Genomic DNA, 24,891 nt, shown 5'->3' with positions numbered 1-24,891 from the left:
GCTCTCTATTGTGACGGCGTGGTTCAATTATGGCTCTTCCTCTTTCTGCTCTTGCATCCGACTCAGCCGGTGATGTCGCGCATCTGATCGAGACGGCCCTTACGCCGGTTTTCATGTTGTCCGGTGTGGGAACACTGCTCAATCTATTGAACACACGGGCAAGCCGTGTCGCGGATCAGATTGAAAAAGCGTCTGATCTCCTCACGGACGAAGAGGATGATAAGGCGAGGCGCAAGCTTCAAAGGCATTTTATGCGCTTGCAGAAACGTGTCATGGTTCTTGATATGGCCATCATGTTTGGCGGTCTCGCTGGAGCCATGACATGCGGCGCTGCATTCGTGCTTTTCCTTGGCACTGTCAGGGATGCTTCGATCGCGCTGTGGCTGGTAGGGCTGTTTGGGGCTGCGCTGCTCTGCACGATTGCGTCGCTGGCATCCTTTCTTGGAGATTGCTTTCTGTCTTGGGATAGTTTGAAAAAAGTCGGTCCTTTGCCGAAGAGCGTCAAAAAATCGGATGGAAAAACAAGTTAGTTGTAAAAGCTTTTATAGGATATCGTTTTTAATGATTCATCTTTTGGAAAATCAGAGGAGCTGATTTTCCAAAAGACGTATTCTCAAAGGGTATTCTTTTAAAACGCCTTTCTCTTCATACATTAAGAAGAAAAAGGCGTTCTTGTCTCAGTCGAACCGTTTGCCGTTGATGATTGCGTAACCGGGAATGTCCCAGGAACGGCTGGTCCCTTTGTGGGTCCAGTCAATTCCCTGACTGCGGGGAGAGTCATAGTAATAACGCCCTACGATATCCGCCATATCGCCATCCCGTACCCATGGCCATTCCGGGGCGTTGATTTCGTCGAGATTGCTGACCACGCGGATTGAAATGCCCTGTCCGACATTCACATAAAAATAACCATGCCAACCGCTGCGTGTGTGTTTGGCTTTTTCTGAAACGGCTATAACCTGTCCGCAGATATGAACAGGAATATTCTCCCTTTTCCGGCCATTCTCGAACGACTGTTGCGCCTGAACAAAACTGCTGTTGTCGCAGATGGAGGAGACAGTGCGCGCAAAAGATGATGCGCTTCCCAGTGTAAGTGCGAAAAAGACCCCGGCTAACAGGGCTCCGGACTGTCTGGATGATGCGATCATGAAATTTCCTTTGTTTCCCTGACTGAGATGCTCTGGGTATTCTGAAGCCTGCTGATGGCGTAGATGAGGCAGTCTGCGTTGTGTGGACAGATTTTAACCAACGCCGATACGCGTCGTGGCAAAATAGCGATCCACGGCGTCCCGCATGGCGCCGGCTACCATGGCTCTGTGGCCTGCCTGTCGTAACGCTGCCTCATCGCTGCGATTGGACATGAAGCCCATTTCCACCAGCACTGAAGGAATGTCTGCCGCCTTGAGAACCACGAAGGCGGCATGGCGATGCGGATGCGACAGCAACGAGATGCGGGACTGGAAGGAAGAGACAACCTGATTGGCGATGTGGGTTGAGCCCCGTCGAGTTTCTTCCGAAACCAGACTGGCCAGTATCTGCTGCACTTCCGGGGATGTCGCGTGGACATGCGGTCCCCCGAAAAGATCCGCGCTGTTCTCGCTCTGGGCGATCATGGCTGTCTGGGAATCCGACGCGGCTCCGGCAAGGGTGTAAACACTGGCGCCACGAACGGCGGAGTCATGTAACGCATCGGCATGCATGGAAATGAACAGCGACGCCTTGTGCGCCTGTGCCATCTCCACACGTCCTTCCAGCGGAATGAAACGGTCACTGGAGCGTGTCAGGGCAACCCGATAGCGGCCTGTCGCCAGCAGTTGCCGTTCCAGTTCAGCGGCGGCCGCCTCCGAGACATGCTTCTCATATGTGCCTGAATAACCAACGGCGCCCGGATCTTTTCCGCCATGGCCAGGGTCCAGCATGACCAGGGGAGGAGGTGGAGCCGCTCCCCTGATGATGGCGGGGGCGTGTAGAGTGTTGTGGGAGTGTGTGGAGAGAGAAGTGTGAGCGCCTGTTCCGGTGCGAGCCAACGCAGCCTGCGGAAGCAGAGGCGCAAGGCTGGCGATGAGGGCGGTTCTGCGGGGCAGGGAGAGGCCCAGAAGGCCGGATGTGGCTTCAGCAGCCAGAGGGGCCGCCGCTTTGGCGGTACAGCCCTGCCGGAATGATTTGCCGGGAAGCAGGCGGTCGGTGGGCAATTTATCTCCGTTATCCGGTTTCTGAGCCATGAACTGCGTCCTGAAAGAGGCTGCTGCGATTTTGCCATGCTGACGTTGGGAAGTCATTAATGAACGATGATTATGTCAGGAGAGTGTGAGGTTCGTTGCGGCTACATTCACTGCCGGTTACATACAGTTGTATCCGATGGCTTGCGTACTCTGTTGGTTTCGGCCATGTTTGCGAGCATGTGGCCCGTTTGTGACGGTTACCCACGCTGCCCGGACCAAGGCAAGCCGCTTTTTCATCATTCAGAGAGCGGCTGAGTTTTGGGTCAGGCCTAATTTATACTGATCGACAAGGGCGGATGAGAGCAGGTCTGGACACACTGGCGGAACAAGGGAAGGGCAGGGAGCGCAAGTGTCCTCTTCATGCCCCATTTCCGCTGTCAGTGATGGACTGTCATGCCGGCATCACTGTCTCCCGAAAGTCGCTCACGCCCGTTATCCCCGATCATATAATCGATTTGCCCGCAGCGCTCCCGCGCGGCGCCCATTTCCATGTTGGTTTGTTCCAATCTGGTTGGCTGCGCCCGTCTGGACGAGCGCCGGGACACCGGAGTTTCCTTTTTTATGAACAAGCGTATGCTGATAGACGCAACGCACGCGGAAGAAACCCGCGTCGTTGTGATGGACGGGAACCGTCTTGAGGATTACGACGTCGAGGCTGCCAATCGTAAGCAGCTCAAAGGCAATATCTATCTTGCCAAGGTTATCCGCGTCGAGCCCAGCCTTCAGGCTGCCTTCGTAGAATATGGCGGAAACCGTCACGGTTTCCTTGCTTTCAGCGAAATTCATCCTGACTACTATCAGATTCCGGTTGCCGACCGCGAAAAACTGCTGGCGCTTCAGGAAGAAGAGCCAGCCGAAGACGATCTGACGGACGAATCTGCCGCATCCGATGATGCCGAGCAGCCTGAGGAAACAACCCGTTCTGAAGAAAACGGCGAAGAGTCCTCATCCGAGCAGACCCCTGATTTTGTCGGCGGCGAAACGGACACCGGCGAAGAAGCCATGGTGCAGAAGCGCATGGCCCGCTTCCTGCGCAGCTACAAGATTCAGGAAGTCATCCGTCGCCGGCAGGTTCTGCTGGTGCAGGTCGTCAAGGAAGAGCGCGGCAACAAGGGCGCTGCGCTGACTACCTACATCTCGCTGGCCGGACGTTATTGCGTGCTGATGCCGAACGCCCTGCGCGGCGGTGGTGTGTCCCGCAAGATCACGTCGGTTGCCGATCGTAAGCGTCTCAAAGACATCATCGCGGATCTGCAACTGCCCCGCGGCATGGCCATGATCGTGCGTACCGCCGGTGGACAGCGTCCCCGCCCCGAAGTGATGCGCGACTGCGAGTATCTGCTGCATCTGTGGGATGAGATTCGCGAGCATACCCTCAATTCGGTCGCACCGGCTCTGATTTACGAGGAAGCCAGCCTCGTCAAACGGGCGATCCGTGACGTCTACACCCGCGATATCGACGAAATTCTTGTTGATGGTGAGCAGGGCTGGCGTGCTGCGCGCGATTTCATGCGGATGCTGATGCCGCAGAGCGCGCAGCGGGTGAAGCTGTGGCGTAAGGAAAATCAGCCGCTCTTCAGCCATTATCAGGTCGAAGGTCAGCTGGACGGAATGCTGTCGCCGACAGTTCAGCTCCGTTCAGGTGGCTATCTGGTTATCAACCAGACGGAAGCTCTGGTCGCGATCGACGTGAACTCGGGACGCGCGACACGTGAGCGCAATATCGAGGAGACAGCGGTAAAGACCAACCTTGAAGCCGCTGATGAAGTAGCGCGTCAGCTCCGTCTGCGGGATCTCGCCGGTCTGATCGTTATCGACTTTATCGACATGGAATCCCGGCGTCATAATACGCAGGTCGAGCGTCGTCTGAAGGATGCCCTGCGTCATGACCGCGCCCGCATTCAGGTGGGAGGAATCTCTCACTTCGGGCTGCTGGAAATGTCCCGTCAGCGGCTGCGTCCTTCTGTCGCTGAGTCCGCCTTTGTGCCATGCCCGCACTGCCAGGGCACCGGTATCGTGCGCGGTATCGAAAGTTCGGCGCTCCATGTGCTTCGTGCCGTGGAAGATGAGGGCGGTCAGCGTCGTGCGGCGGAAATTGTCGTGTATGTCGCCGGTGAGATTGCACTCTACATTCTCAATAACAAGCGCGACTGGCTGACGGCCATCGAAACCCGCCACAAGATGCGGGTGATCTTCTCGGCGGATCAGTCTCTGCCCGCGCCACAGATCCGGATCGAACGTCGCCGCGCACAGACGGCGCGCTTCGACGCGCCTGAGATTGCAGCGTCGGTTGAGGATGAAGCTTCTTCATCAAGCCGTCACTCCGCTCCCAGAAAGGATGAGGCAGCGTCCGCTGAGACGCGGACAAAGGTCATCGCCATCAGTGACGAGCCGCCCGGTGCGCAGGGTGAAGCCCGGGATCATGCTGAGACGCAGGAAGAAGAGCGGAGCGAAGGTGATGGCACCGGCCGTCGCCGTCGTCGTCGCCGTCGTCGTCGTGGACCGAGAGAAGAAGGTGCGGCTGAGACGCGTGGTGCAGAAGGCGTGACTTCTGAAAGCACAGGCGAGCGTCCTGTCGCTGAGGAAGATCCCTATGCGGACAATGCGGCTGCACCTGCTCCGGAAGCGAACGAAAATCTGGTTCCGGGTCGCAACCGTACCCGTTATTCCCGCAAGACGCCGTCTTCTCCTCAGGCAGAAACACGGACGCCAGCAGAGCAGCGTCAGACAGGTGAGAGAAATCAGCCTGCCAAAGCACCGGCTCCAGCGGCAGCATCAGGCTGGCGTGGTCCGACACCGGCTGATCCGTTCGGCGGTAGCTTCGATATCTTCGACATCATGGATCAGGTCGATTTTGAAGCATCGTCCGAACCAAAGTCAGAAACGGCCCCCAAGACCGCTGCCCAGCGGCATGAGCCGGCTTCTGCTGCCGAAGCCATGGGCGACGAGGCTGACCATGCCGTGAAGGCGGTTGAAGCCGAGGTTTCTGAGGGAGAAGAGCCCGCTCAGGAAGCACGTCCGGCTCGTCGTCGCAGTCGTGGACGTCGTGGTTCTGGCGCGTCCAGAAACGCGGCAGAAACGACGCGGGAAGAACCGGTTGAAGCGGAGGCTCCTGCTCCTGCTCCTGCTCCTGCGCCTGTTGCTGAGACGGAAACAGAAGTGCAGGCAGATGAAAAACCTGCTCCTCGTGGTCGTCGTCGGACACGGAGAAGTCCGGAGACAGCTCCGGTCGCCGAAGCCCCTGTAGCAGAAGCGCCTTCAGCAGCACCAAAGGAAGATGCTCCGAAAAATGATCGGAAGCCGGTTGTGGTTGAGCCGAAGATCATTGATGAGGACACTCCTGTGGCGAAGCCGCGCACAGGTTGGTGGCGTCGTTAAAACCGTCTTCTTCTGAAGAGCGTGTAATGGAAACGGGGACGAGGCAGATGCTTCCGTCCCCGTTTCTGTCTCTTGCGGGTTGAACGATGAACGCCCATGTTCACGAAATGGCCACTCGCTCCCGATCCTCCCTTGAGGGAAATCCCGCACTCCTGTTCCAGCCTGAGCGCCAGCCTCCGAAGGAGAAGCGCTTCCGCATGGAAGTGGTGTCGGAGTATGAGCCTGCTGGTGATCAGCCCACAGCGATCCGTGAACTGTCCGCCGGTGTGCAGGAAAATCTGCGGGATCAGGTTCTGCTTGGCGTGACCGGTTCCGGCAAGACCTTCACCATGGCCAAGGTCATTGAGGCCACACAGAAACCCACGCTCATTCTTGCGCCTAACAAGACGCTGGCGGCCCAGCTCTACGGGGAAATGAAGCAGTTTTTCCCCAACAACGCTGTCGAGTATTTCGTCAGTTACTACGACTATTACCAGCCGGAAGCCTATGTGCCGCGTTCCGACACGTACATAGAAAAAGACAGCCAGATCAACGAGCAGATCGACCGGATGCGGCATGCGGCCACGCAGGCGCTGCTTGAACGTAACGACGTCATCATCGTGGCGTCTGTTTCCTGCATCTACGGTATCGGGTCGGTCGAAACCTATTCCCGCATGGTCGTACGGCTGGAGGTCGGTGGTGAAATCGATCGTGACAAGCTGATCAAGGGACTGGTGGAGCTCCAGTATCGGCGAAATGATGCGGCCTTCGTGCGTGGCGCGTTCCGTGTGCGGGGAGAGAGTATCGACATCTTCCCTTCCCAGAATGAGGACCGTGCATGGCGGGTGTCCCTGTTTGGTGACGAGATCGACCAGATCATTGAGTTCGATCCGCTGACCGGTGAAAAAACAGCCGATCTTCAGGAAGTCAGCCTTTACGCCAACAGCCATTATGTCACGCCGCGCCCGACGCTGAATCAGGCGATCGTCGGCATCAAGCAGGAACTGAAGCAGCAACTCGCGAAGTTCATTGAGGAAGGCAAACTGCTGGAGGCGGAGCGCCTCCAGCAGCGCACGACCTTTGATCTTGAAATGCTGGAAACAACCGGCGTCTGCAAAGGGATCGAGAACTACTCACGCTATCTGTCAGGTCGCGCAGCGGGTGATCCGCCGCCGACACTGTTCGAATATCTGCCGGAAGACGCCCTGCTGATTGTGGATGAAAGCCACGTCACTGTTCCGCAGATTGGCGGCATGGAGCGGGGAGACCATGCGCGTAAATCCGTTCTTGCCGAATTCGGGTTTCGCCTTCCGTCCTGTCTCGATAATCGACCGTTGAAGTTTGAAGAATGGGAAGCCTATCGCCCCCAGACGCTGTTTGTCAGTGCGACCCCCGGTCCCTGGGAGATTGAGAGGACAGCGGGTGTTTTCAGCGAGCAGGTCATTCGGCCAACCGGTCTGATTGATCCTGTGACTGAGGTGCGTCCGGTCGAACGGCAGGTGGATGATCTTCTGGCTGAGTGTCGGGAGACAATCGGTAAGGGCGGGCGTGTGCTGGTCACGGTGTTGACCAAGCGCATGGCCGAGGATCTGACGGAGTATCTGGATGAGGCCGGTATAAAAGTCCGTTACCTTCACTCGGATATTGATACGCTTGAACGGATCGAGATCATCCGTGATTTGCGTCTTGGCGCTTTCGATGTGCTGATCGGCATCAACCTTCTGCGTGAGGGGCTTGATATTCCGGAATGTTCTCTCGTTGCGATTCTTGATGCTGACAAGGAAGGTTTTCTGAGATCGAAGACATCTCTGATTCAGACGATCGGCCGTGCCGCCCGTAACATCGACGGCCGTGTGCTGCTGTATGCAGACCGCATGACCGACAGTCTGCGTTACGCCATTGAGGAAACAGCGCGTCGTCGTGAGAAGCAGTCTCTCTGGAATACGGAACATGGCATCACGCCGCAGGGTGTCCGCAAGCAGATCGGTAATATTGTCGGTTCCGTGTTCGAGCAGGATTATGTGACGGTCACACCGACGCAGGGTGCCGAAGCCGATGAATTTGTCGGCAAAAATCTCGATCAGACGATTGCCGAGCTTGAAAAGAAGATGCGGGCGGCGGCAGCTGATCTTGAGTTCGAGACGGCGGCTCGGCTGCGTGATGAAGTCAAAAGGCTTGAAGCCCTGCAACTGGGCATTGAACCCCCGCCGCCATCATCACCGCGTCAGAAGACGGGAGGCGGCAGAAAAAACAGCGGACCTGTGCCACTTGGTCCGGGTGGAGGCGGCTACGATCCCGAGAAGAAACGTGGGCGGGCGAGGGGGCGTGGCAAGGCGAAATGAAGGTGCTGACGTCGCTTTCAGTCACCCGTAGGTAACGTCTCGTTTGGATTTGAAAAAATTCCTTACGGAAACGGGGAGTTTAGCCCTGATTTTGCCTTAAATGAGGCCTCCTGTAGCGTGAGAAACTCGCCTCTGCCCTGCCGGGCTATCGGGTGGACAGATACAAGGGGAAAATTCCTCATGAACCACGCAATGAATCAGGAAGAACCTGACGTTTCGGTCTCAACAGTTTCCGGAATCGCGCGTTTCCGACGCAAGACAGCACGTCTCTGCGCAACCTGTGCAATGGGCGCATGGGTTGTGCTGGGCGCTGTGCCGTTTCTGATCATGCTGATCGAACTGATCTGAAATAAAAACCGGAACCCGACAGGCAGGAGCCGGTTTCTCGGAAAGAAACGTGTCAGTCCGCCCGACTGTCGGGTTGCCGCAACGTAGGTTGTCCGATCAGATAACCCTGAATTTCTTCACATCCATGAGCTTCCAGAAAGCCAAGCTGCTCTTCGGTTTCAACACCTTCCGCACAGCAGGTCATGTTCAGCGCGTGGATCATATAAAGCGTGCAGCGAAGAACCGTCTCAACGCGGCTGTCGACACCCACGCGGCGCACAAATGAACGGTCCAGCTTGACCTGATCGAAGGGGTAGTTGGTCAGACGTTCCAGTGCGCCGAAACCGGTTCCGAAATCATCCAGAATAAGCCGGACGCCCATCCCCCTGATTCGCGCAAGTTCCTTTCGGGCAATGTCGAGGGACCCGAAATCACTTTTCTCCGAGAATTCGATCTGGAGACGGAGGGGGTCGAGGCCGCTTGTCTCGAGAGCCGAGCGGATTGTCGTGGCGACGCGTTCAGTCGCGAGCCATGAGGGGGAAACATTCACACTCAGCCCGAGCGGTTCTTTCCAGTTCTGGGCCTGATGACAGGCGGTGTGCAGCACCCATGAGTCGATATCCTCGATCAGGCCCGCCAGTTCGGCGCATCGCAGGAATTGCGAGGGCTCGACATCGCCGTGATTGGGACGTTTCCAGCGTACCAGAGCTTCGAACGTGACAACGTGCTCTGTTCCCGTCTCAAGAACAGGAAGCCAGTTCAGTGTGAAGGCATTGTCAATCAGGGCCTGTCGCAGATCGCTTTCCATACCGATTTCGTCAGCATGGGCGTGAGCGATCTCGGGAGCAACCCTGTTGATATGAGGGCCCGCACGGAGCCCCCGAATGCGGGCCAGTGCGGCGTTGGCGAACCCGATCAGCGTGTTGGCGTCAGGAGCGTCGAATGGATAACAGGCCCAGCCGATATAAGGTTCGAAAGGAAAACCATCCTTGGGAGCAATGACGTCTCCCTGCATGCGTCTGACGAGAGCCTCAGCAAGAGTTTCTGCTTCGGACACATCTTTTTCGACAGGAAGCACGATGGCGAAGCTGCCGCCCCCTAGATGCACGGTGAAGCAGTGAGCGGGGACAAACTCGCGGATCAGCGTGTGGGCCCTGTCGATGAGAGCATCGGAAGCAGGCCAGCCGTCCCGATCGTTGATCGGGACAATCTTGCCGAGATCAAGCCGGAGCAAAGCCAGCGGCGTTGAAGAGGAAATTTCAGACGGCGAAATCCGTGTATCCAGATACCGCGCCAGATCAGAAATGCGTGAAACAGAGCGGGTCTGGCCGCTCTTTTTTCTGGTGTCCGACGAGGTGGTGTTGGCCGTGAGTGTCGCCAGTCTGGTCAGCGCCGGAGATGGAAAAGGTTCTGTGCTGCTGTTCAGGCACAGGACCAGCACCTTGTGACCGTCTTTCGATCCGATGGGTTTGCTGGCCCAGGACCGGAAGCCATTGACAGACTCAGGGAACAGACCCGCTTCCACTCCACCTTCGGCGGACAGTCTCGCTGTGGACAGCGTCAACGCCTCAAGCAGGAATGGGGCCGTGAAAGCCTTTTCATGATCCGGGCTACAGCTCAGGATTATGGGAGCCGAACCCGTTTCAAGTATCACGGCAGCTTCACAAGGCAGAAGCTGCGGCAAGAGATGGCACAGCACGTTGCAGGACACATCCGGGCCGCTGTTGTCTGCCTTGTTGTCACTCATCGAAATCATGGCCTTTACAAATAAGGCTGACGAGGAAGAACGGCTCTCCGCGTGCCTCTGTATTGATCGGTCTCTATGGTAGCAGAGGCCTGTAAATCTAAAATTAATGACATAATAATCAAAAGTTAGAATACCCTCACCGTCAATACTATGCCTGTAAAATTGAAGCAAAATTACTTTTTTTAAACAGGGATAGAAGGCAGAGAATGTTTTCGGGCACATCACGTTCCCGTTTCATCTGTCCTGACAGGGTCTCTGCTGTCTGGCGTGCGAGAACGAGCAGCGTGCCGATATCGATGTCGCAGTTCTCCGGGTCAGCGAGCCTGAAGCCCGGAAGACCTGACTGGCGGTTTCCGGTCACGTCCCCGCCGCCCCGGATACGGAAATCCTCATCGGCAATGAGGAAACCATCTTCCGTTTCCCGCAGAAGACTGAGGCGCTGACGGGCGACCTGTCCCATTTCGCTCCCATGCAGGAGCAGGCAGAACGACTCCGCTGCGCCACGCCCCACACGCCCGCGTAGCTGGTGTAACTGCGCGAGTCCGAAGCGCTCGGCGTGTTCGATCACCATGACGGTAGCGCTCGGCACATCGACGCCCACTTCGATGACCGTCGTGGCCACCAGCAGCTTCGTACGTCCCTCGGCAAAGTCGGTCAGCGCCGCTTCACGCACAGCAATATCCTGCTGTCCGTGCGCCAGCCCCACACCGAACCGCTCGCCGAACTGCTGTTCCAGTGAAATATGCCGCGCCTCGGCAGCGGCGATATCCAGCGCCTCGCTTTCGCTGACCAGCGGGCAGACCCAGAAGATTCTGGCTCCCGATTTCAGCGCGCGCTCCAGACCAGCCAGCACGCCCTGAAAAGAGTCCGGTCCATGAACCGATGTACGGATGGGTTTACGACCGGCAGGTTTGCTGTCCAGACGGCTGACCTCCATCTCGCCCCATTGCGCCAGAAGGAGCGTGCGCGGAATGGGGGTGGCGGTCATGACCAGCATGTCCACGGCCTCACCCTTGGCGCCGAGCGTCAGCCGCTGCCCGACCCCGAAACGGTGCTGCTCGTCCACCACGGCCAGAGCCAGATCATGATAGTGAACAGCGTCCTGAACGAGCGCGTGCGTGCCGACAATCAGAACGGCGGAGCCGTCCGCGATGGCGGCAAGAGCCTCGCGACGCGTCTTGCCGCGTACTGAACCGGAGAGAAATACGACCGGAACCGGGGACAGCCGCTCGAACGTCGCGAAATGCTGGCGGGCGAGGATTTCCGTGGGGGCCATGATCGCCGCCTGCGCCCCGGCCTCGGCTGCCCGCAGCATCGCCAGAAGCGCCACCAGCGTCTTGCCCGCGCCGACATCGCCCTGAAGCAGACGCACCATGCGGCGGGGGGCGGCGAGGTCAATGTCGATTTCCCTCAGCGCCCTGGACTGGGCGGAGGTCAGGGGATGGCCAAACCGGGCGAGGGCTTCCCGACGCAGATGACCGTCGCCTTTCAGGGCGCGACCGGGGCGCGACCGGTTGGCCTCACGCGCCAGAAGTGTGGCGATCTGATCGGCCAGCAGTTCATCCGCCGCCAGTCGCTCCCGTGCTTTGCGACGGCTTTCGCGCCATGTCTCACCGTCCTGAAACTCCGGCACGTCGCCGGGAAAGTGGGTCCAGAGCAGCGCCGTCCTGAAATCCGGCCAGTTGCGCTTTTTCACCGCGGCCGGATTCTGCCATTCGGGCAGATCGCTCGGCACACGGGCAAAAGCCCGACGCATCGCAGCCCGCACCTGTCCGCCGAACAGCCCCGCTGTCAGCGGCCAGACCGGATCGAGCGGCGGGATATGATCATCGGCCGATACGAAATAGTCCGGCGTATTCATGACTTTGCGGCCATTGAACAGTTCGATGCGGCCGGACACCTGCATGACGGCGTTCATAACGGCGCGTTTGGCCATCCATTTCGAGAAAAAGGCGATATCCAGCGCGCCCGTGTCGTCGGTGAGCGTGACGGTCCAGGGCTGCCGTCTGTGCGCCGGTTCAGAGATTCGTGTGACTGTTCCCGTCAGCGTGACGATCTGACCCGGCTCAAGGGCTGCGATCGTTGAGCGGCAGCGCCGGTCGATGACGTTTTCCGGCATCAGGAACAGCAGGTCGATGATCCGGCTGCCGCCAGCGACCCGGGACAGAAGCTTGACCGTCGCCTCGCCAATGCCGGGGAGGGCGGTCAGAGGTTCCAGAAGCGGCGCGATGCAGGCAGGCGGCTGCGCTGCCTCCGTTTCTTGCGGGGCAGGTATGACCTCACCCGCCCGTGAGGGGGCCTCCGGGCGAACTGGTCTGGACACGGGCGGCGCAACGGCCTTTCTTGTCGGGCTGACAGGCATCAGTCATGAGGCTATAGGACACCACAGCCATGGAACAAAACGAAACCGTATCTGCTCCGGAATCAGCGCAGGGTTCCGAACCCGATCTTGAGACACGGCGGCGGCGTCTTGTCTTCCGTGCGCGTCATCGTGGCACCTTCGAGACCGATATCCTGATCGGCGGTTTTGTCGACCGGAACGTGGACAGGATGGACGCCGCGGCCCTCACCGACATGGAGGCCGTGCTGGAAATGCCTGACCCCGACCTTTCGGACTGGCTGTTCGGGCGTCTGCCCCTGCCGAAAGAGCGCGAGACCCCCATGCTGGTGGCCATGATCCGGGATTGCCGGGCGCAACGCGGTGAAGACTGAACCTTATCTCTGACTTGATGGACCCCTCGCCGATGGACGTGGACGTACGCAACACCCGGACTGTTACCACTGCCGCGACCACAATATGGGGTGCGCCGGATGGCTTCGATGCGCTTCTGCTGGTCAAGCGCGCGCGTGAGCATAATGGTCCTGTGCTGCATGTCGCCAAGGACGATGCCGCGCTCAATCGGCTCGGCGAGGCGCTGGACTACATGGGAGAGAAGACCGAGGTTCTGCGCTTTCCCGCGTGGGACTGCCTCCCTTACGACCGCGTTTCTCCCAATCCGGTTCTGATCGCCGAACGTGTCGCCACCCTGACGCGTCTGCTGGAACCGACGAAAGCGAAAGCCGGCCGGATCGTTCTTACGACGCCTGCCGCCCTGATGCAGCGTGTTGCCCCTCGCCCGGCGTTTGAAGGTCAGTCGCTTGAGGTCGCGCAGGGCGAAAGTCTTGATCAGTCCTTTCTGATCGAACTGCTGATCGCCAACGGTTACACCCGCACCGACACGGTGATGGAGCCGGGCGAGTTCGCCTCCCGTGGCGGGATTTTCGACCTGTTTCCCGCAGGGCAGGCAGAACCGGTGCGGCTCGATCTGTTCGGTGACGAGGTCGAGAATATCCGCCATTTCGATCCCGGCACCCAGCGTTCGACGGGCAAGGCCGAGCGCCTGACTCTCCGCCCGGTCTCCGAGTTCTCTCTTGATCCGGACAGCATCTCACGTTTCCGCTCCGCATGGCGCGACCAGTTCGGGCAGGCCGCCGCCACGGATTCGCTCTACGAGCATGTCAGCGAAGGGCGTCGCTATACCGGAATCGAACACTGGTTGCCGCTGTTCCATGCGGACATGGAAACGCTGTTCGACTATCTGAAAAACCCGGCCATCTCGCTCGATCATCAGGTCGATGAATCCCTGACTGCGCGGATGGAGATGGTGCAGGACCATTACGAGGCGCGAAAGACCCCGCCTCGTGAAGGGGAGACACCGTATCGCGCCCTGCCGCCGCATCTGCTGTATCTCGACCGCAAGGGGTGGGACGCCGCGCTATCACGCTTCCCGGTCACGAAGTTCAGTCCCTTCGCCAAGCCGGATGGCGCGGAGGGGATCGACGCGGGCGGTCGCCCCGGCATCATGTTCGCCAAAATGGCGCCGCAGGGCGAGCGCGAGAAGGTCTTCGACCTGATCGCTGATTACGCGCAGCAATGGGCGCAGACGAAACGTCGCTGTTTTGTCGCCGCGTGGACCAAAGGCTCCCGCGAGCGGATCAAGACGCTGCTCATGGAGCATCGTGTGGCGGTCGAGACTTTCGATAGCTGGGATGCCGCCAGCAAGATGAAGGCGGGGCCGGTCGGGCTGCTGATCTTCGGCATAGATCGCGGTTTTGTCGGTGATGACATCGCCATCGTCTCCGAACAGGATCTGCTGGGCGAACGGATTGGTCGCCCGCCACGCAAGCGTCGTCGTGCTGACGAACTGATTTCCGAAGCGGGCGAGATCACCGAGGGCGATCTGGTCGTCCATCAGGATTACGGCATCGGGCGGTATGACGGGCTGGAAACGGTCAGCGTCGGGGTCGCGCCGCATGACTGTCTGCGTCTGCTCTATGATGGCGGCCAGAAGCTGTATCTGCCGGTTGAGAACATCGAACTGCTGAGCCGCTTCGGCTCGGATCAGGCCGGTGTGGCGCTCGACAAACTGGGCGGCGTGGCCTGGCAGGCCCGCAAGTCCAAGATGAAGGAGCGCATCCGCGACATGGCGGGCGCTCTTATCCGCACGGCGGCGGCGAGGGCGCTGCGTGAAGCGCCTTCACTGGCGCCGCCGGAAGGAATGTGGGAGGAATTCTGCGCCCGCTTCCCATTTGTGGAGACGGACGATCAGGCCCGCGCCATTGCTGATGTGATCGAGGATATGGCGTCCGGTCGGCCGATGGATCGTCTTGTCTGCGGTGATGTCGGGTTCGGCAAGACCGAGGTGGCGCTCCGTGCGGCTTTCGTGGCGGCGATGTCCGGCACGCAGGTGGCGGTCGTGGTGCCGACCACGCTGCTGGCCCGTCAGCATTTCCGCACGTTTGAGACCCGGTTTGAAGGGTTCCCAATTCACGTCGCGCAGCTTTCGCGCATGGTCACGGCCAAGCAGGCGACCGAAGTACGCAAGGGGATTGCCGACGGCACGGTGAATATCGTGATCGGTACACATGCGCTTCTGGCCAAGACCGTGAAATTCGCTGATCTGGGCTTGCTGATTATCGATGAAGAGCAGCATTTCGGTGTGAGCCACAAGGAGAAACTGAAAGCCCTGCGCGAAGACGTGCATGTGCTGACGCTTTCCGCCACACCGCTGCCGCGCACGTTGCAGCTTTCCCTGTCCGGCGTGCGCGAGATGAGTCTGATCGCCACACCGCCGACCGACCGTCTGGCTGTGCGCACCTTCATCATGCCGTTCGACAGCGTGGTGATCCGCGAGGCGATCCAGCGCGAGCGGTTCCGCGGTGGTCAGATCTTCTGTGTTGCGCCACGTATCGAAGATCTGAACCGTCTGGCGGAGCGTCTGGCCGACATTGTGCCGGACGCAAAGGTCGTTCAGGCGCACGGGCAGTTATCACCGACCGATCTTGAGCGGGTGATGACGGAATTTGCTGATGGCAAATACGATATTCTGCTTTCCACCAATATCGTGGAAAGCGGGCTGGATATGCCGTCCGTCAACACGCTCATCATCCATCGTGCCGACATGTTCGGACTTGGGCAGCTTTACCAGCTTCGCGGGCGTGTCGGACGCGGCAAGCAGCGTGGTTACGCCTATCTGACATGGCCGCAGACGCATCTGCTGTCCGCCGCCGCCCAGAAACGACTTGAGATCATGCAGACGCTCGACACGCTGGGTGCCGGCTTTACGCTGGCCTCGCACGATCTCGATCTGCGTGGCGCGGGCAATCTGCTGGGCGACGAGCAGTCCGGTCATATCCGTGAAGTGGGTATCGAGCTTTATCAGCAGATGTTGCAGGACGCGGTGGCGGATCTGCGAGCCGAAAAAGGCAAGGCGAAGCGGGAAGACCGCGACTGGACGCCGAACATCGTTCTTGGGTTGCCGGTTCTCATCCCTGACACCTATGTCACGGATCTGCCAGTCAGGCTCAGCCTGTATCGCCGGATTGCCTCGCTGGCGTCAGCCGCCGAGGATGAGGCGATGGAGGCCGAACTGGTTGATCGCTTTGGCGCCGTGCCACCTGAGCTGAAAAACCTGCTCGACGTGGTGGCGATCAAACGGTCGTGCCGCGCTGCCGGCGTTGAGCGTGTGGAAGCCGGGCCGAAAGGCATGGTGATCCAGTTCCGTGGCAATCACTTCGCCAATCCGGATGGCTTGATCCGCTGGATGGGAAAATGGACGGATGGCCAGATCCGCGTTCGTCCTGACCATAAATTGTCCATCGTGCGTGAGTTGCTCAATGCGCAGCGGGTTGGTCTGGCGCAGAAGGTGACGACTGTTCTGGCGAAGCTGGCGGCAAAAGTGGAGGGGTGAGAGCCCCAACCTGAACTGCCGCAGGTCAGGAGAGAGCGTGATCTGTGGCCACGATATGCTGAATTTCTGCCGGATTCAGCATGTCATGGCCGTAATCGAAATTAACTGGTGATAGATCTAGAAGTTTATCAATGCCGTGACTTTGAAGCTGCGTCCCGGCTGTGAGTAATATGCCTTTTTCACTGTGGAACTGTCGGGAATATCGAGAGCGCTGTAATACCGCTTGTTGAACATGTTGTACATCCCGGCCTGTATCTTCATGTTTGGAAAAAAGGCAGGTGAATACCATCCGTTCAGATCAAAGATGGCGTATCCGGGAGTCTTGTTCAGGGAGGATGAGGGGTCCTGCACCTTGTTCCGGGCCGCGGCGAATGTTGTGGAGAAGTTTGCGCCCCAGCGGTCGGACACATAACCGACGCCGACAATTCCCCTGAATGGCGCAACGGAATTCAGATGCACATGTTCCTGCTGATCTTTTCCGTCGGAATAGGCAAGGGAGGTCCACGCCAGCCAATGCTCGCCAAAGGTCCAGTTTGCACGGGCTTCAACACCGTAAATCCGCACACGCTGACGATTGACGTATTTGAAGACGCCAAATGGAAAGCTTCCGTCAATTCCGGCTTCATCCGCCGTTGTGGTGACCTGATCGATGAAGTTGTGATAATAATTGTCGTAGACGGAAATATTCGCGCCGCGTTTTGAATCTCCATAACGGACACCGGCTTCCCAACCCCGGCTTGTTTCCGGCTTGAGCGCAGGATTGCCGATTGCAGCGTAGGACCCTGTTCCGCCATAGGTCAGATAAAGCTCGTTTGCGGAGGGAGCGCGAAATGCCGTGTTATATTGGGCGTAAAGTGTGACCTTATCCGCCACACGGACTTCCGCCAGCACCTTGGGAGAAAAATGCGAGGTGCTGGAGGCCGCTGGAAATCCGTCATAGATGGCGTTGGCGGTATAGGACGCTGTCTGCTGCGGGTTACGTTTATACCAGTCGAAGCGGAATCCGGGTGTGATGTGTAGCCATTCATGTTTCCCGTATCCGATACGGTCCTGCACAATGGCGCCAAGATCCGTGCCGTGAACATTCGGCATGTCCGACTGGTTGTTGTGCAGATAGGCGCAGGCATAGATGGACGCAGTGCAGTTGTCCCGCCCAGCCGCATATTCACTGGTGTCGGTCAGATAGGCCTCGCCTCCAAGCGTGATCGCATGATGAAAAGGACCGGTAAAAACATTGGATGAAACAGAACCGGTCACGCCGTAGGATGACGTCGTCAGCTTGTCATTCCGGTCATAAATGCCGATTGGCGCGATCAGCCGGTTGGAGGCAGTGTTGGTGATCGTGTCGACCTTCTGCCAGTAGGCGATCAGATGCGCTTCACTGATGAAAGCGAGCGGATTGACAGACTTGTAGTCATAGCCGCCAGACACACGGGAACGCTTTGTTTCTTCCAGCGTATGATAGGTGCTGTAGGTGCTGTTTATGTTTGACAGCGTGTTTTCATTGTAATTGCGATCGAAGACTTCTCCCGTCAGACCGATCCGGTGACCGCCTGCAAAATAATGCTGAATTTTTCCAAGAAAATTGCCCTGTGTGTAGGAAGCAGGATCCCGTTTCGTTCGTGATGTTCCGACACCCCCTACGGTTCCCCGGTTGCCTGTCTGGCTGCCGTCCTGAAATCCGCCCTGAACCAGCACGACGGTGTTATGGTAACGCGCTGCAAAGGCCTGATTGAGATAGGCGCTTTCGCTGGAACCGTCATAGGTCAGCTTTGTCAGACCTCCGACTGTCTTGCCGGGTTTGAGAATGTCTTCCGGTTCAAGCGTGCGCATTGCCACGACACCGCCTAGCGCACCGGTGCCGAAAAAGCTTGAACTCGCGTTCTTCACCACATCAATGGCGCTGAGCGAGTTGAAATCGTAGCCTGAAATACCGCCTTCAAGGCCGCGAGCGCCGTTATTGGTCCAGACACTGCGGATGCCGTCGATAGTGGTGAGAATGCGGTTCTGATCAAGGCCGCGCATATTGATCGACGAATTGTTCGTATTGAAATTCACCGCCGCATCCACGCGACGGCTGTAATCGGAGATGTTGTCGATCATCCGGTCCTGGAAGGTCTTCATTGTGGTTGTCTGTGTCAGGACACGTGCTTTGCCGACATTGCTGTAATCCGCATCCGGATCGATTTTCATGGAGCCGACGAGATCCGTTGACCGCCCCTGAACCCGGAGGGGAGAAAGAGCAATCGGCGATACCGGAGAAGCGGCGGTTTGCGACGGTGCTGATGGCGCAGACGTGTGCGACGAGGCTTTGGTTTTCTTCTCTGGAGAGACCGAAACGGCATCCTGCCCCAAAGCTGCTGATGAGACTGATGTAAGGAGAAATGCAGGAAATGCCAGAAGGAAAGAACATCTTACGGCATGGACTGACCGAAGGAGAGGCATGACCATCATCTTTCTTATTGAGAATTGTTCGCAACAAGAAACGGATTGATCGGCAATGTCAAGATAGTGATATTGATTCTCATTTGCATTAATGTAAGACTTCATTGCTGAGACATCAAAGTCACACTGGCGCATGCGGGGATCAGAAATGGGCCGCCCGCTGCGACGTGCTGTTTTTATAAGGTTTTTCGCGCATGTTCATTGCTATGAATCGTTTCAAGGTGCGTCCGGATAGCGAAGACATGTTTCTCTCCCGGTGGCTGGATCGTGAGGTCAGCCTGCGCGACGTACCTGGATTTGTTACGATCCGTTTCATGAAAGGTGAGGTGTACGACACCTATATTCTTTATGCGTCGGAGACGACATGGGCCTCTCGGGAGGCCTTCGATGACTGGAAGCAGTCCGACGCGTTCAGGACAGCGCATCGTACTGCCGGTCAGGGCGAAATGCTGACGATCGAGCGGCGGGAATCGAATGGTTTCGAAGTTCTGAAAACGGTCAGTGCGCTATCCTGAGCGAGGAATATCACCATGGATATGAGAACAAAGCTGATAACGCGACGTCTTTTCGGAATAGGTCTGACTACGGGTCTTCTCGCCGCAGGGAGCGCAGTTGGGGCGCTCGCCGCCGATGGGCCTGTTGTGACCGACTGTCGGGGGCGTCGGGTCAATCCGGGAAAGGCCCGCAGGATTGTCTCCGTGGGCGGCGCAGTTACGGAAACACTGTATGCGCTCGGAGCCGCGGACCGGATTGTCGGTGTGGATTCAACCTCGACCTGGCCGGAGGCGGCGCTGCATGACAAGCCCTCGGTCGGCTACATGCGGGCCCTGTCCTCCGAAGGGGTGCTGGCGCTCCGTCCCGATCTTGTCCTCACAATGAACAATGCCGGACCACCAACGGCTCTCGATCAGCTCATGGCGTCTCGCGTTCCGGTGATTTTTGTGGATTCGACACCCTCTGCGGAAGCGATCGTGGATCGGACACGCTTTATCGCAAACCTGATGCAGGCTGGAGCAGAAGGTGATCGCTTGTGTGCTGATCTTTCACGACGTTTCGAGACCCTGACGGCCTGGCGCGCTGCCCATCCTCTTGCGCAACGTGTGCTGTTTGTGATGCGCATGACGAACAATCGACCGATGGTAGCCGGAACCGGGACTGCGGCGGACGCCGTGATCCGACTGACGGGAGCCGTCAATGCGGGCGCTGCGATGCAGGGATACAAGATTGTGGATCAGGAAAATCTCATTGCCCTGAAACCCGATGTCATTCTTGTCATGGCTCAGGGAAGTGAGGACATCCGCAAAAACCTTCTGGCCGATCCGGGCTTCCGTCTGACATCGGCAGGCCGGTCCGGAGCGATCATTTCCATGGAAGGCGAGCGTCTTCTGGGATTGGGATTGCGCACGCCGGATGCGGCTCTTGAACTCGCGCAGAAACTCGCGGAGATGCCGGTGCAGACGACCGGACAGCCCGGATGATGGCGCGTCGTTCCATTCTGTTCTGGCTCCTGTTTCTGCTGCCCAGCCTGTTGCTGATCACGATGGTGCTGTCAGTCAACATTGGCGCGACCGGTTTGCACTTTGATGCGTTGTGGCGTGGGGGAGATGATGCGGACGCCTCGGTGGCGTGGCTGGTGCTTACGCAGATCCGGGCACCCCGTGTGGTCATGGCGAGCCTGACGGGTGCGGCCCTCGGTGCGTCGGGCGCGATCATGCAGGGGCTTTTTCGAAACCCACTGGCCGATCCGGGATTGATCGGTATTTCCGCTGGTGCTGGTCTGGCGGCTGCCTGTGTCATTGTTCTTGGCAGTGCAAGTGGTTTTTCCATTCTTTCCTCGGCGTGGGCAGTGCCAGCCGCTGGTGTTCTGGGCAGTTTTGGCGCGACGTTGACACTGTATCTTTTTGCGACACGCGAAGGCATTACGTCCATCACGCGCGTTCTTCTGGCGGGTGTAGCGTTTGGAACTCTTGCCGCCGCACTCACGGGTGTTCTTGTCTTTCGGGCCAATGATACAGCCCTGCGTGATCTGACTTTCTGGACCATGGGCAGTTTCGCGGGATCGACCTGGCCCCGTATCGTCATTCTATCTCCGTTTCTCATTGCGGCGACGGTTGGCGTCATGTGGCTCGCCGGACCTCTGAATGCGATGTTGCTGGGGGAGGGGGACGCGCGTCTGATGGGATATCCGGTCGAGCGTGTGAAAACGGTCGGCATGCTGACCGTCGCCTGCGCGGTGGGGCCTGCGGTCGCCTTCACCGGTGTCATTGGCTTCATCGGTGTCGTGGTGCCTCATCTGGTCCGGCTGATCACCGGTCCGGATCACAGGCTCGTGCTGCCGGGGAGTGTCCTTCTTGGGGCGGTATTGCTGACTGGCGCGGACACACTGGCGCGGACGCTGGCAAGCCCGGCTGATGTTCCGGTCGGAATTGTGACAGCCATTCTCGGTACACCGATTTTCGTCTGGCTTCTTGCCCGCACTCATGATGGAGTGGGTGTATGACAATCGCCCTCGAAAACGCTTTCTGGGAGGCAGGAAACCGGGCCATCGTGAATGACGTCTCGGTCGTGTTCTCTCCGGGGCAGGTGACGGCAATTGTCGGTCCTAATGGCGCTGGGAAAAGCTCCCTGCTTCGCCTCGCCAGTGGGCTTACGTCTCTTTCGCGCGGGAAGGTTCTGCTTGATGACCTTCCTCTCTCTTCCTTCAGCCCGGCCGTCATGGCGGCGCGGCGGGCGATGTTGATGCAGGATGGCGTTCTGACCGCACGCTTTACGGCCCGGCAACTGGTCGTGCTTGGAGCGTCCGTCTCGGCTGCTCACCTGCCGCATGTGAAGCGTATCGCGATGGCTGATGAGATTCTGGATCGGGTGGGCCTTCTTGCTTTTGCCGGGCGGGATGTGATGAGCCTGTCGGGTGGCGAACGCCAGCGCGTGCATCTTGCCCGTGTGCTGATGCAGCTTGAAGCGGCCGCGATTGATACTTCTCCTGGGTTTCTGCTTCTTGATGAGCCGATTTCCGCACAGGATCCTGCACGGCAGGAACTCATTCTGAGGATCGCCAGAGCGCACGCCGATCGTGGCGGCGGGGTCGTAATGGTGTTGCACGATCTGAACTGGGCGGCAGCGTGCGCCGACAGGATCGTGGTCGTCCATGACGGACGGATCTATGCTCAGGGTGCGCCACAGACAGTGCTCTCAGGCCCCTTGATCCGTTCGGTTTTCGGGCTTGCGGAAGGATGCGTGCGCACGCATGAGCGGACAGGAAAACCCTATATGCTTCCGCATGATATCATGCATTGAAAGGAAAAATCACAACCATGAACAAATACATCGCGATGAACCGTTTCAAGGTGCTTCCGGAAAGTGAGGATGCTTTCCGTAGTCGCTGGCTGGATCGGGAAGTCCTGCTCAAGACGGTTCCCGGTTTCATAAGCTTTCAGTTTCTGAAAGGCCCTGAAAAAGACGGATACATTCTCTACGCATCTCACACCGTATGGGCATCGTATGACGCCTTTATCGGCTGGACCAACTCGGAGCAGTTCCGTCAGGCTCATGCCGGTGCGGGGCAGAGCAAGCCACAGACGGCCGGCCCGCCAGTTTTCGAAGGCTTCGAGGTGCTTCAGGATATTGAGCTCTGAAGAGCAAAAGAATGAAGAGGCGAAAGCTGGTTTGTCAGTCTGTTGAAAGTCGGCAATCGCCTCATCTGTTTTAAGGTATGCTCACACAGCAAAGCGCCCTGATAACTTTGCTAGCCATGGTTGTGACTGATGCTATGGTTTTAGGCTCAAGATTCATAATCAGAACAAGATTATGGCAGAGAGGTAAGTAGTGAAGAAGAAAAAAGTGGCGGACACAGCCCTAACGTATTGCATCCTGCCTTGAGCGGAGCAAGCATGATTTCAATGTGCTTGCGACGTTTATAATGTCGCTCGTAGTGTATTACAGGGTCACGCAGGATTTCCATCCGGGAATACACGGCTTGATTCTCTTCGCCTGAACAGCGCCGCGGGACCAAGGGGTCTTCCGTTGCTGTCGATCACGGCATGAAGTTTCGTATTCATACCGTGATCGACGAACACATCAGGTCCGTACTGTCCGCGATTACTTACCTCATGAAACGCAACTATAGTCGCGGGCTGAATTCTCAGAAATCACTCAAAGCAACACGCCGCCAGTGATTGGCTGCAACGCAGACATAGTGATAGTTGGCGTCATCAGTGAATTGTCCGGTAGTGCAGTTTGCATGACCGGAAACCGGCGTGGTGAGTGATTCCATGAAGGATACCGCAGATGCTGTGCCTGTGATGGTCAGACTATTGCCGTAAAAGCCATTAACGCCCCGAAGATTTGCCCCGCCTGCAACCTGCGTGCCAACCACCCAGTCTCCCGCGTCACCAGAATACAACTGCGCACCGTTCGTTCCTTCGGAAGTCAAAGCATAAATAGCTCCTGTCCCAATATTGATCCCGCTTGATTGCAGATTTGTGGTCGTGATCGTCCCTGCTTTCAGCGTATCAGATACCGTTGCTTTCGGGGTTGTAAGCCCACTCTCCAGAGTTGCCGAATTAGCATACATTCCGTTAATACCACGGATATTAGCTCCGCCTGCAACCTGTGTTCCAATGATCCAGTCTCCTGAGTCGTTTGCATACAACTGGGTGCTGTAACCACCTTTGGAGGTTGTGGTCAGTATCTGACCTGTTCCAATATTAATGCCATTTGAATTGAGGGACGTGGTCGCAATGCTTCCGGCAGTTAGTGCGCCCGATATTGTTTCGGATGAAGCCGTCAACGTACCGCCAAAGCTTCCTGAATTCGCATAAATACCATTAAGACCGCGTATACTTCCGCCTCCGGATACCTGGGTCCCGACAAGCCAGTCACCGGCATCCGTGGGATAAAGTTGAACACTGCTGCTACCTTTTGTGGTCAGACCAAACACGCCACCTGTGCCGATATTGACACCTTTTGGTGACTGCAGAACCTGTAGAGGAATACTGACAGCTCCGGCACCATCCACCGTAAGGCCGCAATTACTTGCATAACCACAAAGAGACAAACCGCCGTAAAGACCGCCCTGGTCAAATTCAATATCACCTTCAGCACTGCCGCCATCTGCCAGGGGCGAACCACTCTGCTGTACAGAGCCATCAACAATAAGTCCCAGATGACTGACCACACTTTTCCAGCCTTCAGCATCCGGATTGCCTTTCTGATTCCACAATACAAACCTCATTGTGTTCGTATCATCTGCTCTCTGTTGCCATTCCTGACTGATCTGAGCCGCTTGGGATGTTCCTGTTCCACAAAATGCATTTGGAATAAAAACACCGTTTGCTTCCAGATCCCAGTTGCCACAACCGCCGTCTATAATAAGATGATGGTTAATCACTCCTCCCATGTAGAACTGGTGGCTGTTCGTGGTCAGAGCATCAGGTTTGTTTCCAGCATTCATATTGATACCTGTCCAGAGCACTGACCGGTCTGGAGGTGCTGGATCTGATGAACCATCTGTAAAATCGAGATCAATTTCGAGAGGTGTCAACTGACGGATAAGTGATCTATTTGTGTCTGACGGAAGTAGGTCATGCGTGTTGACCTGAAAAAACCAGTTATGCGCAAAAGCGGTAGCTGCCGCTCCTCCTCCCAGAAAAACAGTTGGTTCAGTGTAATGACTGAACACTGTGTCAAGAGAGGATTGTTCGGTCTGAGGGATCTGGCCGACTACTTTCGTACCATACGTCGGGACATCCCATCCGTAGACATCAATCTCTGTGTCACCCGCCTTAGGTTGAGCTGACACAAAACCGGCATAAAGATTTCGCGCCGGAAGCGTTCCTCCGGCGGTTGCCGGAGACAGCGCAGTATTGAGACTATTGGTCGTAATATACATATCAATATGAATCTGGACAGCCTGAGCAGCTGTCAGCGGGACCTTCAGCTGAACGCTGGTCTGCGTGTAATTCTTTGCAGACAGAACCAGTCGTGCAGGCATATTTTTAACAAAAGTGCAGTTTGCAACCGTATCGACGCGGAAATCTCACAGAAGGGTTGTACATCGGGTTAGATTATGAAAAAGTCTGTTTTGTAGAAAAGAAATTTTCGTAAGCTATAAGAAAACCCGATGCAGACAGAGTGTAGCGCAGGCGCGTATGAGTTTCCAGCCTCCTGTGGACGGCGTGTTGTGGCCCGTTTTGACGGGGGTCGCATGAGTTCGGATGGGG

Annotated in this window: 17 protein-coding genes; 11 read left to right on the top strand and 6 right to left on the bottom strand. The window is 57.4% G+C overall.

From position 1 onward, the window contains the following. Positions 1 to 29 precede the first annotated feature (29 nt). Complete coding sequence (locus GVI59_RS05675) at positions 30 to 530, top strand: DUF2721 domain-containing protein (RefSeq protein ID WP_173573342.1); 501 nt, start codon at positions 30 to 32, stop codon at positions 528 to 530. 147 nt (positions 531 to 677) lie between these two features. Here the strand turns inward: GVI59_RS05675 and GVI59_RS05670 are convergent, their stop codons facing one another. Both GVI59_RS05670 and GVI59_RS05665 read right to left on the bottom strand, forming a co-directional pair. Continuing rightward, positions 678 to 1,148 (bottom strand): DUF3465 domain-containing protein, encoded by a 471-nt coding sequence (locus tag GVI59_RS05670; RefSeq protein ID WP_173573341.1) that lies wholly within the window; start codon positions 1,146 to 1,148, stop codon positions 678 to 680. 93 nt (positions 1,149 to 1,241) lie between these two features. Further along, positions 1,242 to 2,222 (bottom strand): N-acetylmuramoyl-L-alanine amidase family protein, encoded by a 981-nt coding sequence (locus GVI59_RS05665; protein ID WP_173573340.1) that lies wholly within the window; start codon positions 2,220 to 2,222, stop codon positions 1,242 to 1,244. Positions 2,223 to 2,783: 561 nt separating this feature from the next. Here GVI59_RS05665 and GVI59_RS05660 point away from each other — a divergent pair. The 3 genes from GVI59_RS05660 (at position 2,784) to GVI59_RS05650 (ending at position 8,269) form a co-directional block, all read left to right on the top strand. Next, positions 2,784 to 5,600 (top strand): Rne/Rng family ribonuclease, encoded by a 2,817-nt coding sequence (locus GVI59_RS05660; RefSeq protein ID WP_173573339.1) that lies wholly within the window; start codon positions 2,784 to 2,786, stop codon positions 5,598 to 5,600. Between the two features lie 107 nt (positions 5,601 to 5,707). After that, complete coding sequence (gene uvrB / locus GVI59_RS05655) at positions 5,708 to 7,921, top strand: excinuclease ABC subunit UvrB (RefSeq protein WP_173573338.1); 2,214 nt, start codon at positions 5,708 to 5,710, stop codon at positions 7,919 to 7,921. Between the two features lie 180 nt (positions 7,922 to 8,101). Further along, positions 8,102 to 8,269: a hypothetical protein gene (locus GVI59_RS05650; RefSeq protein WP_173573337.1), complete on the top strand. Its 168-nt coding sequence runs from the start codon at positions 8,102 to 8,104 to the stop codon at positions 8,267 to 8,269. A gap of 52 nt (positions 8,270 to 8,321) precedes the next feature. On the opposite strand, the gene GVI59_RS05645 is transcribed toward GVI59_RS05650, so the two are convergent. Both GVI59_RS05645 and recG read right to left on the bottom strand, forming a co-directional pair. After that, positions 8,322 to 9,995, bottom strand: coding sequence for a GGDEF domain-containing phosphodiesterase (locus GVI59_RS05645; protein ID WP_173573336.1), 1,674 nt, complete (start codon positions 9,993 to 9,995; stop codon positions 8,322 to 8,324). 148 nt (positions 9,996 to 10,143) lie between these two features. Then, positions 10,144 to 12,270, bottom strand: a complete 2,127-nt coding sequence (recG, locus tag GVI59_RS05640; RefSeq protein WP_173573549.1) for an ATP-dependent DNA helicase RecG — start codon at positions 12,268 to 12,270, stop codon at positions 10,144 to 10,146. A gap of 116 nt (positions 12,271 to 12,386) precedes the next feature. Between recG and GVI59_RS05635 the strand changes: the two genes are divergently transcribed. Together GVI59_RS05635 and mfd are read left to right on the top strand one after the other, a co-directional pair. Further along, on the top strand, positions 12,387 to 12,707 hold the full coding sequence (locus GVI59_RS05635; RefSeq protein ID WP_173573335.1) for an FAD assembly factor SdhE: 321 nt from the start codon (positions 12,387 to 12,389) through the stop codon (positions 12,705 to 12,707). Between the two features lie 32 nt (positions 12,708 to 12,739). Continuing rightward, the gene (gene mfd / locus GVI59_RS05630) at positions 12,740 to 16,225 is read left to right on the top strand and encodes a transcription-repair coupling factor (protein ID WP_173573334.1); all 3,486 of its coding nucleotides are present in this window, start codon (positions 12,740 to 12,742) and stop codon (positions 16,223 to 16,225) included. A gap of 117 nt (positions 16,226 to 16,342) precedes the next feature. Here mfd and GVI59_RS05625 read toward each other — a convergent pair whose 3' ends face one another. Beyond that, positions 16,343 to 18,418 (bottom strand): TonB-dependent hemoglobin/transferrin/lactoferrin family receptor, encoded by a 2,076-nt coding sequence (locus GVI59_RS05625; RefSeq protein WP_242012966.1) that lies wholly within the window; start codon positions 18,416 to 18,418, stop codon positions 16,343 to 16,345. A gap of 446 nt (positions 18,419 to 18,864) precedes the next feature. Between GVI59_RS05625 and GVI59_RS05620 the strand changes: the two genes are divergently transcribed. Genes GVI59_RS05620 through GVI59_RS05600 form a run of 5 tightly spaced genes read left to right on the top strand, consistent with a single transcriptional unit; the run spans position 18,865 to position 22,305 of the window. Then, on the top strand, positions 18,865 to 19,185 hold the full coding sequence (locus tag GVI59_RS05620; protein WP_173573332.1) for an antibiotic biosynthesis monooxygenase family protein: 321 nt from the start codon (positions 18,865 to 18,867) through the stop codon (positions 19,183 to 19,185). Positions 19,186 to 19,200: 15 nt separating this feature from the next. Then, the gene (locus GVI59_RS05615) at positions 19,201 to 20,148 is read left to right on the top strand and encodes a heme/hemin ABC transporter substrate-binding protein (protein ID WP_242012965.1); all 948 of its coding nucleotides are present in this window, start codon (positions 19,201 to 19,203) and stop codon (positions 20,146 to 20,148) included. Further along, entirely contained in the window at positions 20,145 to 21,170 is a 1,026-nt protein-coding gene (locus tag GVI59_RS05610) for a FecCD family ABC transporter permease (RefSeq protein WP_173573331.1), read from the top strand. Before GVI59_RS05615 ends, GVI59_RS05610 begins: the two co-directional genes overlap by 4 nt. Continuing rightward, a complete protein-coding gene (locus GVI59_RS05605; protein ID WP_173573330.1) occupies positions 21,167 to 21,967 on the top strand; it encodes an ATP-binding cassette domain-containing protein in 801 nt (266 codons plus the stop codon). The genes GVI59_RS05610 and GVI59_RS05605 overlap by 4 nt, the downstream gene beginning before the upstream one ends. A gap of 17 nt (positions 21,968 to 21,984) precedes the next feature. Next, positions 21,985 to 22,305 carry an antibiotic biosynthesis monooxygenase family protein gene (locus GVI59_RS05600; RefSeq protein ID WP_173573329.1) on the top strand — a complete coding sequence of 107 codons (321 nt, stop codon included), beginning with the start codon at positions 21,985 to 21,987 and terminating at the stop codon, positions 22,303 to 22,305. Positions 22,306 to 22,811: 506 nt separating this feature from the next. On the opposite strand, the gene GVI59_RS05595 is transcribed toward GVI59_RS05600, so the two are convergent. Beyond that, positions 22,812 to 24,662 carry an autotransporter outer membrane beta-barrel domain-containing protein gene (locus GVI59_RS05595; protein WP_173573328.1) on the bottom strand — a complete coding sequence of 617 codons (1,851 nt, stop codon included), beginning with the start codon at positions 24,660 to 24,662 and terminating at the stop codon, positions 22,812 to 22,814. Positions 24,663 to 24,891: the final 229 nt, after the last annotated feature.

The organism is Acetobacter sicerae, from assembly GCF_011516765.1.
In the GTDB taxonomy this organism is placed as follows: Bacteria; Pseudomonadota; Alphaproteobacteria; order Acetobacterales; family Acetobacteraceae; genus Acetobacter; species Acetobacter sicerae.
Note: the sequence above shows the minus strand (reverse complement) of the source record. Positions and strands in the feature narration are given on the sequence as shown.

What these genes read in the sequence shown, in the direction of transcription:
- GVI59_RS05675 (WP_173573342.1), top strand. Translation starts at nt 30, where the DNA reads ATGGCTCTTCCTCTTTCTGCTCTTGCATCCGACTCAGCCGGTGATGTC.
- GVI59_RS05670 (WP_173573341.1), bottom strand. Translation starts at nt 1,148, where the DNA reads ATGATCGCATCATCCAGACAGTCCGGAGCCCTGTTAGCCGGGGTCTTT.
- GVI59_RS05665 (WP_173573340.1), bottom strand. Translation starts at nt 2,222, where the DNA reads ATGGCTCAGAAACCGGATAACGGAGATAAATTGCCCACCGACCGCCTG.
- GVI59_RS05660 (WP_173573339.1), top strand. Translation starts at nt 2,784, where the DNA reads ATGAACAAGCGTATGCTGATAGACGCAACGCACGCGGAAGAAACCCGC.
- uvrB (WP_173573338.1), top strand. Translation starts at nt 5,708, where the DNA reads ATGGCCACTCGCTCCCGATCCTCCCTTGAGGGAAATCCCGCACTCCTG.
- GVI59_RS05650 (WP_173573337.1), top strand. Translation starts at nt 8,102, where the DNA reads ATGAACCACGCAATGAATCAGGAAGAACCTGACGTTTCGGTCTCAACA.
- GVI59_RS05645 (WP_173573336.1), bottom strand. Translation starts at nt 9,995, where the DNA reads ATGAGTGACAACAAGGCAGACAACAGCGGCCCGGATGTGTCCTGCAAC.
- GVI59_RS05635 (WP_173573335.1), top strand. Translation starts at nt 12,387, where the DNA reads ATGGAACAAAACGAAACCGTATCTGCTCCGGAATCAGCGCAGGGTTCC.
- mfd (WP_173573334.1), top strand. Translation starts at nt 12,740, where the DNA reads ATGGACGTGGACGTACGCAACACCCGGACTGTTACCACTGCCGCGACC.
- GVI59_RS05625 (WP_242012966.1), bottom strand. Translation starts at nt 18,418, where the DNA reads ATGAAAATCGATCCGGATGCGGATTACAGCAATGTCGGCAAAGCACGT.
- GVI59_RS05620 (WP_173573332.1), top strand. Translation starts at nt 18,865, where the DNA reads ATGTTCATTGCTATGAATCGTTTCAAGGTGCGTCCGGATAGCGAAGAC.
- GVI59_RS05615 (WP_242012965.1), top strand. Translation starts at nt 19,201, where the DNA reads ATGGATATGAGAACAAAGCTGATAACGCGACGTCTTTTCGGAATAGGT.
- GVI59_RS05610 (WP_173573331.1), top strand. Translation starts at nt 20,145, where the DNA reads ATGATGGCGCGTCGTTCCATTCTGTTCTGGCTCCTGTTTCTGCTGCCC.
- GVI59_RS05605 (WP_173573330.1), top strand. Translation starts at nt 21,167, where the DNA reads ATGACAATCGCCCTCGAAAACGCTTTCTGGGAGGCAGGAAACCGGGCC.
- GVI59_RS05600 (WP_173573329.1), top strand. Translation starts at nt 21,985, where the DNA reads ATGAACAAATACATCGCGATGAACCGTTTCAAGGTGCTTCCGGAAAGT.
- GVI59_RS05595 (WP_173573328.1), bottom strand. Translation starts at nt 24,662, where the DNA reads ATGCCTGCACGACTGGTTCTGTCTGCAAAGAATTACACGCAGACCAGC.